This is a genomic window from Pseudomonas sp. AC229 (genome assembly GCF_979254655.1).
In genome coordinates this window covers 202,163-216,787 of record NZ_CEEDHK010000005.1, presented here as the reverse complement: position 1 = coordinate 216,787, position 14,625 = coordinate 202,163, and the positions used below count along the sequence as shown (strand labels likewise).

Here is a 14,625-nt window from a genome sequence, read left to right as displayed (position 1 = left end):
CCAACAACTCAGAAAGGTCGGTGAGTTCTTGTAACTGCTGACTGACGGCAAGACTGCTGCGCAATAGTTCGATGCCGCTAAGTTCGGTTCGCGTGATGACGATTTGCTCGTATGAGCCCTGAATCAAATAGTAGTTGGCAACCGCTAAAGGGATGAAGAACAGCAGGCCAATTAGCCCAAACTTCATCCGAAAACTCACCCGATTCATCAGCGTTACAGCCGGGCTTAGCATGAACTTCATGGTCACTCCCTCCACCGGCGTACCCGGTTTCTTATTGTCTGGCAGCAGCCCAAAATGCGTGGTGCAAGGAACAGGCGATCACCATGCGATGCGTCGCATGGTGATCGTCCGATAATTGAAAACAGCAGAATGGGGTTAAACCGCGGGCCGTGCCTTCGACCCGCTATTGCACAGGCAGGTCTACCTATGCCGTCCTTTCCACCTTAACCTGACGCTGATTAGCAGCCCGAGGCTCGAGAGGAGGAAGCTCATCAGAAACAGTTATCTGGACGTCTCGTCGCTGATCACGACTTTGCAGAAGGTAGTAAGAGAGCGCGGGGATCAAGATGAGCGCGCCAAGCATGTTCCAAATAAACATAAACGCGAGAAGGATGCCCATGTCAGCTTGGAACTTGATTGGCGACCAGGCCCAGGTAATAACGCCCGCGGCCATGGTCATACCGACGAGTGCAACCACACGGCCAGTGAACTGCAGCGACTCTCTATAAGCCTGCTGCAAACTACGGCCACGTCGTTGTTGGCCTAGCTGCACAGAGAGCAGATACAAGGCGTAGTCCACACCAATCCCAACACCCAGTGCAATAACCGGCAAGGTAGCGACCTTGACGCCAATGCCCAGCAAGACCATTAGTGCTTCGCAAAGCACTGAGGTAATCAACAGCGGAATCAGTGCCACAAGAACAGCACGCCAGCTTCGGAAAGTGATGAAGCACAGCAAAATCACGCCGAGGTATAACAGCGCATGCATTTTGTAGAAGGACTCTTTGACAACAATGTTGGTTACTGCCTCGATGCCGGCGCTACCAGCGGCTGGCAGGAACTTAACATCGTCACTGTCGTGTTCTTTCGCAAACGCTTCCGCCTGCTCCAGTACCTTTGTGAGCGTGCTGGCTTTATGGTCCGAGAGGTACGCCATTACGGGGAAAACGGAGCATTTAGGGTTCAATACATCGGGGTTGTTAACCAACACCTGAGAGGCTGCGTACCCGAGCGAGCGTGGATCGCGAATAATCGAGTTCCACTTGAAATAACCCTCGAACGTCCCGGCCACGCCTCGCTTAGTCAAGGTGGCGAACGACTCAGTGGCCTGAACTCCCTGCACATGGCTAAGCGCCCATCCCAATCGATCAGCTTCCACCAGATTTTCGTAGTGGTCACAGACGTTCGGTGGCGTCTTCACGATAATGGCGAACTGATCGTTGGACAGACCGTAATTGGCTGTCACATAGGCAACATCTTGGTTGTATCTAGAGTCCTGGCGCAACTCCGGTGCACCGGCACTTAAATCGCCGACCTGAAGGTCTTTTCGCACCACCAATGCTGCAATGCTCAGACAAATCGCAGCGACCACAGCTACTCGCGCCCAGCGGGCGGTGGTGAATTTGGTGAAGAACAACCAAACCGGACTCATCTGCTCATTATCGCCGCTTTCCTGGAGCGATCTCTGCGCGGCCGAATGACTGACGCCGGTGTAAGAGAACAACACAGGAATGAGGATCAGCTTGGTAAAGATCAACACCGACACACCAATACTGGTAGTCAGTGCCAGATCCCGAATTACCGGAATATCGACGATTACCAACACCGCAAAGCCGACCACATTCGCGAGCAATGCTGTTAGCCCCGCCATAAACAGACGCCGGAACGTGTAGCGCGCCGCGATGTACTTGTCGGTGCCTCGACCAATGTCCTGCATGATGCCGTTCATTTTCTGCGCGCCGTGAGACAGCCCTATGGCGAAGATCAGAAACGGCACCAGGATGGTGTAAGGGTCTAGCTCATAGCCCGCAAGGTGCATAAGCCCTAACAACCAGACCACACCAAGAATGGAAACAGCCACTAACATCAAGGTACTACGCAGGCAGCGCGTATAGCCGTAAACGAACACCGTCGCGACCAATGTTGAACCAGCAAAAAACATTAAAATCTTGTCCAAACCGTGAATCAAATCGCCAACCAATTTGGCGAATCCCACGATATGGATCCGAATGGTGTCGCTCTCTTTACTTCGAATATTTTCTTCGAGCGTCTGCGACAGTGCCTTGTAATCAATGGGCAAACCACTATCGGCATATCGATCCAGCAACGGGACAACAATCATGGTTGATTTATAGTCATTGGCGACAATGCGACCCAATGCTCCGGAGCGGGACAGATTTTCACGAAGCTCGTCCAGTTTGGCGGCGGACCCATCGAAATGGTCAGGCATAACGGGGCCACCCCGCATACCATCTTCCGTCACCTGGCTCCATCGCAGGCTTGGCGTCCACAACGACTTCATCCAAGGCCGATCAAAACCTGGAGTTAAGAACACGGTATCGTTTATATCGCGCAGGGTCTGCAGATAATCCGCATCAAAAATATCCCCCTTGGTTGTCTCAACAACGATGCGCAGACTATTACCTAGCCCTGGGAGCTCGCCGCGGTTGTCCAGGAAGTTCTTAATGTAGGGATGGGAGCTGGGAATCATTCGGTCGAAATTCGCATTTACAACCAAACGAGTTGCTTGCCAGGCGAGGAAGACGGAGGCCACAGCAATAATCGCAATGATCAAGAGCCGATGATTAAATATCAGCCGCTCAACGCGACCGCCAGTTTTCTCATCAAAGTCCTGACGATTCTTGATCACTGGATATCTGTTGTTGCTCGGGTCTATATGTGTAGCCATCGTAAAAGCTCCGATGGTAATAGCAGTAACTGACAGCCTGCTAAGGCGGCTAGCGTAAAAAGCCGGTTATTGCGGCGCAACCACATGCACGCCGTTAGGTCCGACAGTAATCAGATCAGTATCTGTACTCGTTAAACCGTAAACCGGCGCTCGCTGGATATCGGTTTTTTTGTCAATTCTGTCTCCAGTAGCGTTGCTGAATAGCAACTCCCCTCCCGCACTTCCTAGAACGAATCGGCCATCCGCAAGCGTGATGCCAGTATTTAGCGCATGACTGGTGCCCGTATCGAACTTCTCCCAGGTTGCGCCGTTATCACGGCTGCCCCATGCATTGCCACGCAAGCCAAACACCACTATCAGCCCCTGACGGCCAGTTACGCCGAATAGCGAGCCCGTGTAAGGGATATCCACTTTGGAAAAGCGCTGCTGCTCACGATCAAGGCGCAGTACCAAACCTAACTCACCGACGATATATATCTGATCGCCCACTTTACGAATGGCGTGCAAGGAGTAGTCGGTAGGGTTTTCCGTTCGGTCCAACCAGGGAACCCAGTGAGCACCACCGTCGGTGGTATGCAGAATCAGGTTGAATGCACCCACTGCCCAACCGCTTTTTTCGTCCTCAAAAAAGATGTCCAAAAGCGGCTTGGTGGGACCATCGTCCTGCAGAGCTTGAGCGTACTCACGAGCATGCGTGAGGCTTTCCGAATCTCCTGTGGTATCGGCGTAATACTGAACTGCAAGCTTGCCAAGCTGACGTCCGTCCAGCTGCCGCTCCCAGCTTTTCCCACCATCAGCGGTATGCACAATCACCGCGTCGTGACCGACAGCCCACCCTTGCGTGGCGCTGGCGAAATACACCGCCACCAAGTCACTACTAAGTGGAAGTTCGCTTTGCACAAAATGCTGGCCTTCATCGTCTGAGTGCAATATATGCCCCCGAGGACCAACCACAACAATGGGACGATTCCCGCTTCCAGCTACACCATAGAGTGGCGAACTAACGGCACGCTCAGACATCATTGGCGGTAAGTCTAATGGGTCAGTAAAAGCCAGTGCGTGCGGCATGCAAACTATTGCGCCCACCCACAGTGGCAATACTTTCAGTACAGCCCGCATCTTCGTCTCCTTGCACAGATGACCCAGTCAATTAGCTGAATTAAAAACAAATAATTACAGCTTGGCTGGCACCACTGTGTCCCTCAAAAGCTGAAACAGCAGCAGGTGTGTTTGACCTGCCGCTGCTCACGAATCAACTAATGTCGCTAGTTTTAACGTTGCGACGACCGCGCGAGAGACTCAGGAGTAAAGTACGATGCAGGTTGAAGTGTGTCGTACTGGATAATCCCCTTACCGGCACCAGTGATCGCGGAGTGGTAATAAACCCCAGTTGCAAAGTCGTACAGCCAGAACGTTGACGAATGAGGAATCTGTTTGTCGTACAACTGATAAGACGGGGTGTACATAGCTTTGGCTAACTTGCCAGAAGCATCCCATGCGTCCGACATACCAGCCCCTGGCATATCTTCGTCATAGTAAAGACGACGTTTAGGCTGAACATGGCGCATGCCTGGTTTCAAAGTACCTTCCACGACACGAACCCGATGTAACTCCCAACGTACAGTATCGGGGTTCGGATGGTTGGGGGTCAGCAACACGTCAGCCGGTGTCTTCATCCAGTCGTAGTTGTTATAAGGAATGATCATTTCCTTTACGCCCAGGTACTTGAAGTCGTACCGATCCTGCTTACCCGAAAACATATAGAGTTCGTCGTAAAGCATCGCACCACCCGATGTGGAAACCGGGAAGTCATACTCGGCGTCAGGCGATCGGCGCACACGGCGCTGGCCTGGGGAATAAGACCACGTAGCGTTGGGGTTAGTGATCGGGTTCACGTAAAACTTCTGCAGGTTACCCTCACCCACATTTCGCGCAGGTGCGTTGTAAATATTAAGCTGGGTAAGATACAGGCCAATGGAAGCAAACTTCTCTACATCCAAGTCTTTGTTGTAATACTGAACGTCACTGCGGTTATAGATGCCCGCAGTGAGCACCTTACTTCCTTTGGCGTCCACATACCAACCTTGGGCGGAGGTGAGGAAGGAACTACCTTTGTAGTTCAGTTGGGCGTTCCAAACAACCTCATTGCCGGTTTTCGGAATTGGGAAAGGAACACCGCCGAAGCACCCTTCTACCGCCACACCTTCCTCAATAGTTTTGCAACGCGTGGCGTTGGCAGTGCTGTTTTGATTAATCCAGTCTGGGTAGTTGGCAGTGCGGTGGCTTGGGTAAACCGTCACCTTATAGGTATCCGGAAAACGCTTGATCAGTGCCTTCGTTCCTTCAGAAAGCTGCTCCGCATATTGGTCAACGTTTTTCGCGTCGATAACAAATAGCGGTTTTTCATCTGCAAATGGGTTAGCCCAGAACCCAGAGTCAGCCTGGAAGCCTGCTGGGCGAAGTGTAGTGGGTAGGCCGCCGGTGTAGGCAGGAATAGTGCCCGCGGCGTTTCCGGCGATGGTTGCGCCCCACGGGGTAAGCGTTTTCCCCAAGCTTTCAGCTTCTTGCTGAGTCACGGCGGCTTGTGCCACTGCGGCTGAGAGGAGGAGTGTCGCTACTGCTGTAATGCGAAATTTCATGCTCAGTCTCCCGGTCAGAACGCGGTTTGATAGGTAAGGATCAGCGTGTCGCGGTCATGCATGTACGCGAGGCCACTGTATTGTTCAGCAACACCGATTTTTCCGGTGCGGCCGTCACGGTGGGTGTACGCGAGGTCAAATTGGTGTTTTGTGGCACCGGCGAAGTACTCCAAACGCGGGCCAATCTTGGCGAGGTAGGAGTCCTCAGGCGGAATACCCGCGTTCGCAGCAGCCGGATTGCCGTAGAGCCCGTAGGTAACAAAAACCGGGAAGGACACATCGATACTCGGCAAAACTTGCTGCCAGGTCGGAGTGAAAGCAACGCTGAATGACGCCGCGTTCTTGGTAGAACAGCCACGCAGCAATTCTTTGTCTGCGCAGCGCCCAGCGACTGAGCCACCTTCGCTCTCACTGCCGTTATAGAACTGCTCGTTATCCGTCACATCAACAAGGTGGGTGTAGTCCACCTGCGTAGCAATCGAGCCACTGTCGAAAAGAGGGTTTTTGTTGATGGTGACTGCACCACTGACCAGCGCATGCACTGTGTCGCCGCGAGCACCATCGAGGTCAGGTTCGGGCAGGCCGATAGCGACAAAGTTGGTGCCGGTCGAGTTCAACGGCATGTTTTTGCGGTAGTTGACTTCCGCTCCCAGACCGACGGACTTATAGACTCCGTTCCAAGTCAGACCGTATAGCTCGATGTCTTTCGCATATACCGCGCGTGCATAACGGTTGGTACCTGACGCTACGACCACCTGGTTGGACCAACTGGCGTTCTTGTCGTCGAACTTTCGGTACCAAACCCCAAAACTGCTATCTTCTGCCCACTCGGGTGACCAGCGCAGGCCCACTGCAACATCACCGTTATCCCCTTCAATGGGATCTTCACGGCGAACGCCCGGAGCGAGGAAATCTGGCCCACGAAGCGCACCATCGCTAACAGCAAAGTACGTACCCCCTTCAGAAATCCGGGACCGTTCGAACTCATAGGTGTATTGGAACATTACCGACAGTTCTGGCAGCAATTGCCAGGTCGTCGCTAATTGGCCAATGGGCAGCGAGGTTTCTTTTGCAGAAGCGCCAGGACTGAGATCGCTCAGCAAACCGTCGTTCGGCGACATGGCGTAGGAAATGCTGTTTGCGTTACCAAAGAGAAACTCGCCGGGCAACCAGGCAAAACTACCTACCTTGGCGTTCAGCTGAGTGGAGCCGATATCGAAGTTGCTCCACACGAAGTAATCACGGAACTCTGCCGACGGACCGGCGTAGTAGCGATCAACGACGCTTGAATAGTGATTATTTCGATAGTTGGCCTGCGCCTCCAGGCCTGGCGCACTCTCGCTCTCGTCAGGGAAGTTGTGGTCGTACCAAGCTGCGCCACTAACCCGCAAGCCAAATCTGTTCTGCCAGTTAAGGTCGAACTCACTGAACAGATCGAGACGGGAAAGGATGACCTCGCCGTTGTCGAAAAGTCGGTTCCCTTCGTCAAAGTTGACATTGTTAGCGATATCTTTGTCCCGACCCGAGACGCGCCAACCTTGGTTGTAGCGCACGGTAGTATCGAGACTCATCGATAGATCGCTGTTGCCGCTATCGATGCTAAATGCTTGCGCTTGGTTGACCGCTCCCATAGCGACGTAGAGCCCGGCGAGTATAAAAGGTGCTGCCACCGGCTTGTGAAATACGCCTTTTTTTCTGATATGCATGTTGCGCCCTCAGATCTTGTTTTTGTTTTCATTCGAAGTGCGTGTTGTTGTGTCAGGTACTGCGTGGTCTTCCTCCATCCGGGCTGCTGGTCGAACCACTGTCCCAGCAACCCATGCTTCTCAGTAGCCGGCGTGCACAACGTAGCCACACCGGCTGCAAGAACCTGCTTCTTACCCTTCTCCCTTGCTTCATCGCTTACCGAGGAGTGCGTCAGCTTCAAAACCGGCCGAAGCTTTAGAAGCTAGGTCGACTCGGCGTCTTTAACTGCACTCGTAGCAAGCCACCGCAGCTACATATTTTATGAATGTCGTGCACATAAACGAACGCCATTTATATTAAGAACGTCGAAGCAGCGCAAGCACCGAGTACGGCACTAAGCGGATAAATTCATACGGCCGTTTCAAAGATGGCAAAAAAGACGTCATTTTGACCGACCTGAAATTTGCTAAAAATAATATTAATCAGCATATTTTCAATGACTTAACGTCATTTTAAGATTTTGATTGGTGTAGCAACGACCGCGAAAGACTCGACGTCCAGAAAGGAATGGGGAATAGATTTTTGGGGGGAATGGCCTGGGGCTCAGCGAGGAGTTTTTCACTTCATGAACGATTCAAAATTCGGCAGACTGTTCATATATTCGTTTTACACCCGCATGCGAACCTCATCCTCCGTTCTTATCTTGGCTCCAACCGTGTTCTGCGCACCCTCGCCAAACCGACTACCGAAAGCGCGTAGGAATCCCATCGCTCATGCGAAATGCTGTGGCCTGGCATCCGCTTGGAGGGCTCTACTGTCGAAGCTGGCTCCCGGACATCACCTCACCTGAATCAGCTGCTACCCATTGCGCTTTTCAATCAAAAGCTGGGCTGTATGGCGATATGGCGAAGCTTTCCCGAGAAACTCTGCCCAACCACTCAGCTTTAAGTGATTGCCTATGATGGGTTTGACTTGGTCAGTCGGACGCATTCCCTAGGGCGCTTTCGTCCGACATCATTCAGGACGAAGCTCAACGCTTTCTTCCTCAATTAATGACCGGGCTTCAGATTGGGAACTTTGTCGCGCGAGGACACAGTGCTGGAGGGGCAATGGCAGCCATGTGCGTGGCGCTCTTCCCTGAGAAGCTCAGTGCCGTAGTTACAATCTCGGCACAGGCGTTTTTAGAAGTGCAGCGGGCTAGGGATCTCGGATCGCGGATGCACTTTCAGAACAGTGGGTTCAACTGGCGCAGTTGGAGAAGTACCTAAGGGATTAGGTTTCGAGGGGCCTCTGTGCCTGGACCCGCACGTGGCGGTCCCAAGTGCTCAGGACTGAACCATAGAGCGTAGGGTCGCAACGGAGATGATCCGCCGCTTGAGCGATATTAGCGGTGTTCACGCAGGCGGTAGGCACCACGATTGCCAACCTCGCCCTGACAAATGGAGGGTCATTGATATGAACAGTGCCCCTGGCAGCAATTCAGCTTATATGGCACACGTGACGCGAGACTTGGCGTATTCCCTTTCAATCGCTTCCAGATAAGCAGATAAGGCCCGCGGAGCCTCCTGCGAAAAGATATCCATAGAGCGATGGTCATTACCCGGAACATCCCATAACAGAAACCCCATAGGTATCCGGTATAGCGCTTGGGAGTAGGTTGAAATCTCAACTTCATCCAAAGCAGGCATGCGCAAGGAGAGGACTTTCTTATATAGCCCTACTATGCCGAAAACACTGCTTGAGCCACTTTTTGTATTGAACCTTGCTTCATTCCATAAAATTCGCACATCGGGGTTTTCGGAGACGTATTTAATATTGAGCAAATGAAGTTCCCGAATAACCATATGGGCGGGCCATTCAATCCACTGCTGCGCGGGTATTAAATTTAACTTCTCCAGAACATGCATGCTTCCTGCCACATGGCGTGCGACCTGTGCGTCGAGCACTGCCTGTTTATCGGAGAAGAAATGATAAAGTGAACCAATAGAGGTTTTCGCTTCTTCAGCGAGGCCATGCATGGTGAAGTTGGAGCTTGAGTTTTTTTCCAGCAAGCGCGCACAGGCGTCAAGAATCAAAGAAACACGTACTGTCCCTCGACTTTGCGCTGGAACCCGCCTTTTTGTTCGCAAGTTTGACATAGTCTAATTTTAAGCAAGTGAGTTGCAGATCATCGCGTCTGCTTATCGCGCATTTATATCAGCCTGGAACAGCCAACTCAAATTTTCCGACCCCAAACACAATCTGGCTTATTGTTATACATCACCACGAACTAACGGTAACCGCCCTAAATGGGTGGAAACAGCCCTGGCAAGCGTTTAGCCCATGGCATGGACGGCGCTCACCAGAGCGCTATTGGCTCCCGGCACTACTGCCAGTTACAAGCCGAGCGCCTCACGTACTGCCTGTGCAATAGGCAATAGTGGGTCTTGGTCCACTGAGGCTGGGTTGAACAGTTTGTTGTGGCAGATGGCGACGGCAAGGTTCAGGTCAGGGTCCGCCCAACCGATTGAGTTGCCCTGCCCCGGATGACAAATGGCTCGGGGATTTCGCACGCAGCTGACCGGTGGATATTCACCACCGAACCAGAAGCCACCCACGGTGATGGGGATGGGGAAGCCAAACATCACTGGATCCGGTTCCTCACTATTGGCCCGTGGCGTACTCAGCCCTGCCACGCGTTCGGCAGACAGCAAACGAACACCATCTAACTCTCCGCCGTTGGCAAGGAAGGCCCAGAAACGGGCTTCGGAGCGAGCATTGAAGATACCCCCCACTCCCGCGACTTCCGCTCGGCGCACATCTGCACGCTCAAACACTTCCGGCACCAGCGCTACCTGCTCAGGCATGGACGCCAGGAACAGCGGTGGCAAATATTCGGCGGGGATAGCGAGCATGGCGTTGACTTGCTTGGCCACACGCGACTCCACCCCATCGGGAATACCGATCCACAGGTCACTGATCCCCAGTGGCTCGGCGATCTCCTCGCGTACAAAGCGACCGAGCGAGCGGTGCTTAGGATCGGCACGACGCACCAGTTCGCCGACAATCCAGCCAAACGTCATGGACAAGTAGAGGGTCTTGCTACCGGGCTCCGCGAGTGGCTCCAGGTTGGCAATAGCGTTGGTCATCCAGTCCCAGTCGCACATGCGCTCTGGGGTGACATCCGCCGGCATCTGCGGCACACAAGCCCGATGGGTAAGAACGTGACGAACTGTCGTCGCGCCCTTGCCGTTGGCTGCGTACTCGGGCCAGTAACGGCTCACTGGGGCGTCATACTCGATGTGCCCCCGCTCCGCCAAAATGTGCAGTGCAGTGGCTGCCACCGCTTTGGTCACCGAGTAGACGTTAAACAGCGTGTCGCCATTTACCGCCTGCTGGGAGTCGGGGTTTGCTACGCCGCTCCAGGCGTCGATCACCAGCTTGCCATTGAGGTAGGCCGCCACTTGCACACCTACTTCACCGCCTACTGTCGTTGCATGGTCCAGGGCCTTTTGTACGATGGCCTGGGCGCGCGAATCCAAATTCTGCTGCATTGCGAAATCCTCTTTTGCTAGGGCAATGGGTCACTGGCTCTGCGCGATAATTGCCAAGCCTTCCAGGGCCAGGCCATAACCCAATTCATCGAGCAATCGACGCTTAAATGGCTGGGTAAACGCGACTCGCGTATAGCGAGCAGTGAGTGGCGGCTGACGCGCGATGTCCTGCGCCAACTCCCACGCTCGTGGCAGTAGTCGCTCCTGCGGCAGCACTTCGGCAACCACACCCAGCGTCTGTGCTTCAGCAGCAGTGAGGCGTTGGCCCGTGAGCAAAAAGTAACGCGCACGGTTTGGCCCCAGTAGCATCGGCCACACCACCTGCACGCCATCGCCAGGCACCACGCCGTAGATGAAGTGCGCCATATCGGCCAGCTCCGCGTTCTCGCTGGCGAGGACGATATCCGACAGCACCGCAATTTCCGCGTGGATGTAGGCAGGCCCATTGATGGCGCTAATCACTGGCACCTCAATGTCGAGCAGGTTCATCAGCAGGTCCTTGCCCTCACGCAGCAACCGATGCCAGCCTTGGGCCATGGGTTCCTTGGGGATCTCCTGCATATTCATCCCAGCGCAGAAGGAGTCGCCCGTCCCCGTAAGGATTAGCACCCGTACGCTGGCGTCCCTGGCGATGGCCCGGAAGCACTCGCACAACTGGGTATGGATGCTGCCATCCAGCGCGCCCCACTGCAGCGCGTTACCGTCGCTGTGCAAGCTCATCTGTACGATGCCGTCGCGCTGGATCAGTTCGATGTTGGCGAATTGATTGGCATAGGATTCAAAGCTGCTCATTGCGCGTCCTCCAGAATCAGTTCGGCGGCGCGCCAGGCCATCGCCATCATCGGGCCATTGGTGTTGCCAGAAATCATCGACGGAATCACCGACAGGTCCATTACCCGCAGGCCATTCACGCCTCTGACGCGAAGCTGGGGATCAAGTACGGCATCGCTTTCGGAACCCATCGCGCAGGTACCACAGGCGTGGTAACCCGACTGACCGCGACGGCGGAACTCTTCGATGATCTCGTCATCGGTTTGCACCTTAACGCCGGGATGGGTCTCTTCCATTACCAAGTGGCTCATGGGCGCACTGTGGATCACGTTACGCATATAGCGGAACGCGCCAATAGACACCTCGCGGTCGTACGGGTCGCTCAGGTAGTTAGTGACAATGCGCGCAGGTTGCGCAGCATCGGCCGACTCAATCGTCACGCTGCCCAAACTGCGCGGGCGTAGCGGATAGGCAAACAATTGCATGCCTGGAAAGGTCTCGAACTGATAAGTCGGCGAGGAAAAGTCCATTGAATAGGGCGCCATCATCAACTGCGCGTCCGGGCGATCCAGTCCGGCACGGGTGCGGAAAAAGCCCCCTACCTGATAAGAGCCGAGCGACATGACCCCGGTGCGGGTGAGCAGGTATTGCAGGGCGTTTTTGAATAGTCGCACGCCGGAAAAATCCCGGTTTTGGCTGTCGCGCCAATTGCGTAGCCGTACTTGCAGGAAATACAGCAAGTGCTCACGCATTTTCTGACCCACATTGGGGCTGTGGGCAACCACCGCAACACCGCACTTCTCCAGCAGTTCGCGATCGCCAACGCCGGAAAGTTGCAGAAGACGCGGCGATTCCAGCGCGCCAGCGCACAGAATAACTTCACGGTGCGCGCGGAAAGGGACGGCTTCGCCATTACCGGTACGTGCCATCACGCCGGTGGCTTGCGTACCCTCGAAAGTGATTCGCTGCACCTGGGTGTCCGTCAGCACCTCGAGGTTGTTGCGCCCGCGAGCTGGCTTGAGGAAAGCGCGCGCTGAGCTCTGCCGAACCCCACCTGAAATGGTGTAGGTCAGGTAGGCGACACCTTCGTGATCCAATTCGTTGATGTCTTCCTTGCGCTTTAGGCCCAGGCTTTCGCAGGCCTTTAAAACGGTTTCGCCAATGGCATTGCGCTGGGCATAGGGGGAAATCTTCAGCGGACCTTTGCCACCTCGGTTTTCGCTCTCCCCTAGCGCATGGTTTTCAATGCTACGGAAAGCTTTAGCCATCGTGTCCCACCCCCACCCGGTGGCGCCGTTAGCTTCCCACTCGTTGTAGTCGGCAGGATGACCACGCATGTAAACCATGCCGTTCACCGCACTGGAGCCACCCAGCAGCTTGCCACGCGCCCAGATTTCCTGGGTGCGGCCACTTTGCGGGTCGACCGTGACGGGAATGTGCCAAGCGTGTTTGGGGTCCATGAGCAATTTGCCAAAACCCTTGGGCATAGCCACTAGCGGGTTACGGTCTTCAGGGCCTGCTTCGATCAGCAAAACGCGGTGCTGACCGCTTTCCGAGAGCCGATTAGCCAGCACACAGCCAGCCGAACCCGCCCCGACGATGATGTAGTCGAATTCCTTCATATTTGCTTGTCTCGCTTACCCACCTGACACCCATGCGGTATCAGGCAGGTGGACTCCTGGGAGCGAAGTTCAGTCGAACTTCACATGGATCGAATGCGGTACCCGCATCATGCTGCCGCGTACCGCCGGTACGGGTTTATCCGGGTCCAGACGCAGGTTAGGCAGCTTGTCCAAGATCGCGGTGAGCGCACGGGTCATCTCCACCCGCGCCAAATGCTGGCCGATGCAAACATGGGGGCCGAAGGCAAACGCAAAGTGCCGATGCTGGGGCTTGCGGAAAATGTTGAAGCTGTCCGGGTCGGGAAACTTGCTTTCATCCCGATTGGCGGAGCCGGCAATCACATCAATAAACGCCCCTTGCGGGATGTCGACGCCGCCCAGGGTGGTGGCCTTGCTGGTGTAGCGCGACTGCATCAATACCGGCCCATCCCAACGCAACGCCTCTTCGATAGCCTGGGGAATCAGCGAGCGGTCCTGGCGAATCGCTTCCAGTTGCTCCGGGTGACGCAACAGGGCAGTCAGCAACACACTGGTCGCGCGAAAGGTGGTATCGCCAGCGGCGTTCACAAGCTGGCGTAGAAAGGAGATCAACACTTCTTCGGGCAGGTACTCACCATCCACTTCAGCCAGGGCCAAGGTGCTGATTAAGTCGGTACCCGGATTGGCTCGCCGCTCTATAACTAAGCGCTTGAAGTAGGTACCGAGTTTGCGTGATGCCTCGGTACCGTGCTCGATATCCACCGCCACAACCGTTTGGGCAATCGCCAGCTTATGAAAAACGCTGACGTCTTCCGGCGGTAATGCCAACTGCCGGTAGATGATATGGAAGGGGTAATGCAGGGTGAATTCCTGTACTAGATCGGCCTCACCGCGGTCGGCGAACTTGGCCATCAGGTCGTGCACCACCGGGTCAACCAATTCATCGCCCCAAGCCGCGACTGTTTGCGGCAGAAAGGCTTTTTGGAAAATACGGCGGTAGCTCGGGTGCTCGGGGGCGTCCATGGTGGAAATGCTGCGCCCGAAACTAATGCCCAGATTGTAGGTGTAGGCGTGGTTGGTATAGGTCTGCGGGTCACCCAATACCTGCGCCACTTCGTCATAGCCAAAGACGGCATAGTGCGGCGCTTTTTCGGGACAGGTGATGTCCGGGTAGAGCCCCATCATTACCCGGTACTCGCCTTCATGCACGGAGCCAGCACGCCGTAGTTCGGCAATTTTGGCGTAGGGGTCGAGGTGGTCGCCGAAAACTAAGGCATCCTCCATGAACGGATTGAAGGACGGATCATCAAAATCCTCGATAGCCTGCACTGCACCCATTTTATTATTCTCCGGCTTCAACAAGAGGTTGAACGCGCGCGGCGCTGACAGCAACGGCAGCAAGCTTATCCTGCAGGCACGCAAGTTCATTTATGCGAACGCCGTTCAACATATAGCAGGAAAAACGAGTTCGCAAGCCCTTGCTCGC

The 14,625-nt window shown here is 54.6% G+C and carries 9 protein-coding genes and 1 pseudogene; 1 reads left to right on the top strand and 9 read right to left on the bottom strand.

The features are described 5' to 3' along the window. Positions 1-425 precede the first annotated feature (425 nt). The 4 genes from AC0IW7_RS09150 to AC0IW7_RS09135 form a co-directional block, all read right to left on the bottom strand. The gene (locus AC0IW7_RS09150) at positions 426-2,909 is read right to left on the bottom strand and encodes an efflux RND transporter permease subunit (RefSeq protein WP_471817313.1); all 2,484 of its coding nucleotides are present in this window, start codon (positions 2,907-2,909) and stop codon (positions 426-428) included. A gap of 66 nt (positions 2,910-2,975) precedes the next feature. Continuing rightward, positions 2,976-4,028, bottom strand: coding sequence for a WD40/YVTN/BNR-like repeat-containing protein (locus AC0IW7_RS09145; RefSeq protein WP_471817311.1), 1,053 nt, complete (start codon positions 4,026-4,028; stop codon positions 2,976-2,978). 152 nt (positions 4,029-4,180) lie between these two features. Next, on the bottom strand, positions 4,181-5,548 hold the full coding sequence (locus AC0IW7_RS09140) for a DUF1329 domain-containing protein (protein ID WP_471817309.1): 1,368 nt from the start codon (positions 5,546-5,548) through the stop codon (positions 4,181-4,183). A gap of 14 nt (positions 5,549-5,562) precedes the next feature. After that, positions 5,563-7,254 (bottom strand): DUF1302 domain-containing protein, encoded by a 1,692-nt coding sequence (locus AC0IW7_RS09135; protein WP_471817307.1) that lies wholly within the window; start codon positions 7,252-7,254, stop codon positions 5,563-5,565. Between the two features lie 975 nt (positions 7,255-8,229). Between AC0IW7_RS09135 and AC0IW7_RS09130 the strand changes: the two are divergent. Continuing rightward, positions 8,230-8,502: pseudogene (locus tag AC0IW7_RS09130) on the top strand (alpha/beta fold hydrolase); the annotation flags it as partial. A 216-nt stretch (positions 8,503-8,718) separates the two neighbouring features. Here the strand turns inward: AC0IW7_RS09130 and AC0IW7_RS09125 are convergent. From AC0IW7_RS09125 to AC0IW7_RS09105, 5 genes are all read right to left on the bottom strand, one after another. Then, entirely contained in the window at positions 8,719-9,309 is a 591-nt protein-coding gene (locus AC0IW7_RS09125; protein WP_471817305.1) for a helix-turn-helix domain-containing protein, read from the bottom strand. Positions 9,310-9,609: 300 nt separating this feature from the next. Continuing rightward, a complete protein-coding gene (locus AC0IW7_RS09120) occupies positions 9,610-10,767 on the bottom strand; it encodes a serine hydrolase domain-containing protein (protein WP_471817304.1) in 1,158 nt (385 codons plus the stop codon). Between the two features lie 30 nt (positions 10,768-10,797). Continuing rightward, positions 10,798-11,559: an enoyl-CoA hydratase/isomerase family protein gene (locus tag AC0IW7_RS09115; protein WP_471817302.1), complete on the bottom strand. Its 762-nt coding sequence runs from the start codon at positions 11,557-11,559 to the stop codon at positions 10,798-10,800. After that, positions 11,556-13,160, bottom strand: coding sequence for a GMC family oxidoreductase (locus AC0IW7_RS09110; RefSeq protein ID WP_471817300.1), 1,605 nt, complete (start codon positions 13,158-13,160; stop codon positions 11,556-11,558). The genes AC0IW7_RS09115 and AC0IW7_RS09110 overlap by 4 nt, the downstream gene beginning before the upstream one ends. A gap of 69 nt (positions 13,161-13,229) precedes the next feature. Further along, positions 13,230-14,567, bottom strand: coding sequence for a cytochrome P450 (locus AC0IW7_RS09105; protein ID WP_471817298.1), 1,338 nt, complete (start codon positions 14,565-14,567; stop codon positions 13,230-13,232). Positions 14,568-14,625: the final 58 nt, after the last annotated feature.

Bases quoted from the DNA above. Each gene is read 5' to 3' on its own strand.
- AC0IW7_RS09150 (WP_471817313.1), bottom strand. From the start codon at position 2,909: ATGGCTACACATATAGACCCGAGCAACAACAGATATCCAGTGATCAAG.
- AC0IW7_RS09145 (WP_471817311.1), bottom strand. From the start codon at position 4,028: ATGCGGGCTGTACTGAAAGTATTGCCACTGTGGGTGGGCGCAATAGTT.
- AC0IW7_RS09140 (WP_471817309.1), bottom strand. From the start codon at position 5,548: ATGAAATTTCGCATTACAGCAGTAGCGACACTCCTCCTCTCAGCCGCA.
- AC0IW7_RS09135 (WP_471817307.1), bottom strand. From the start codon at position 7,254: ATGCATATCAGAAAAAAAGGCGTATTTCACAAGCCGGTGGCAGCACCT.
- AC0IW7_RS09120 (WP_471817304.1), bottom strand. From the start codon at position 10,767: ATGCAGCAGAATTTGGATTCGCGCGCCCAGGCCATCGTACAAAAGGCC.
- AC0IW7_RS09115 (WP_471817302.1), bottom strand. From the start codon at position 11,559: ATGAGCAGCTTTGAATCCTATGCCAATCAATTCGCCAACATCGAACTG.
- AC0IW7_RS09110 (WP_471817300.1), bottom strand. From the start codon at position 13,160: ATGAAGGAATTCGACTACATCATCGTCGGGGCGGGTTCGGCTGGCTGT.
- AC0IW7_RS09105 (WP_471817298.1), bottom strand. From the start codon at position 14,567: ATGAACTTGCGTGCCTGCAGGATAAGCTTGCTGCCGTTGCTGTCAGCG.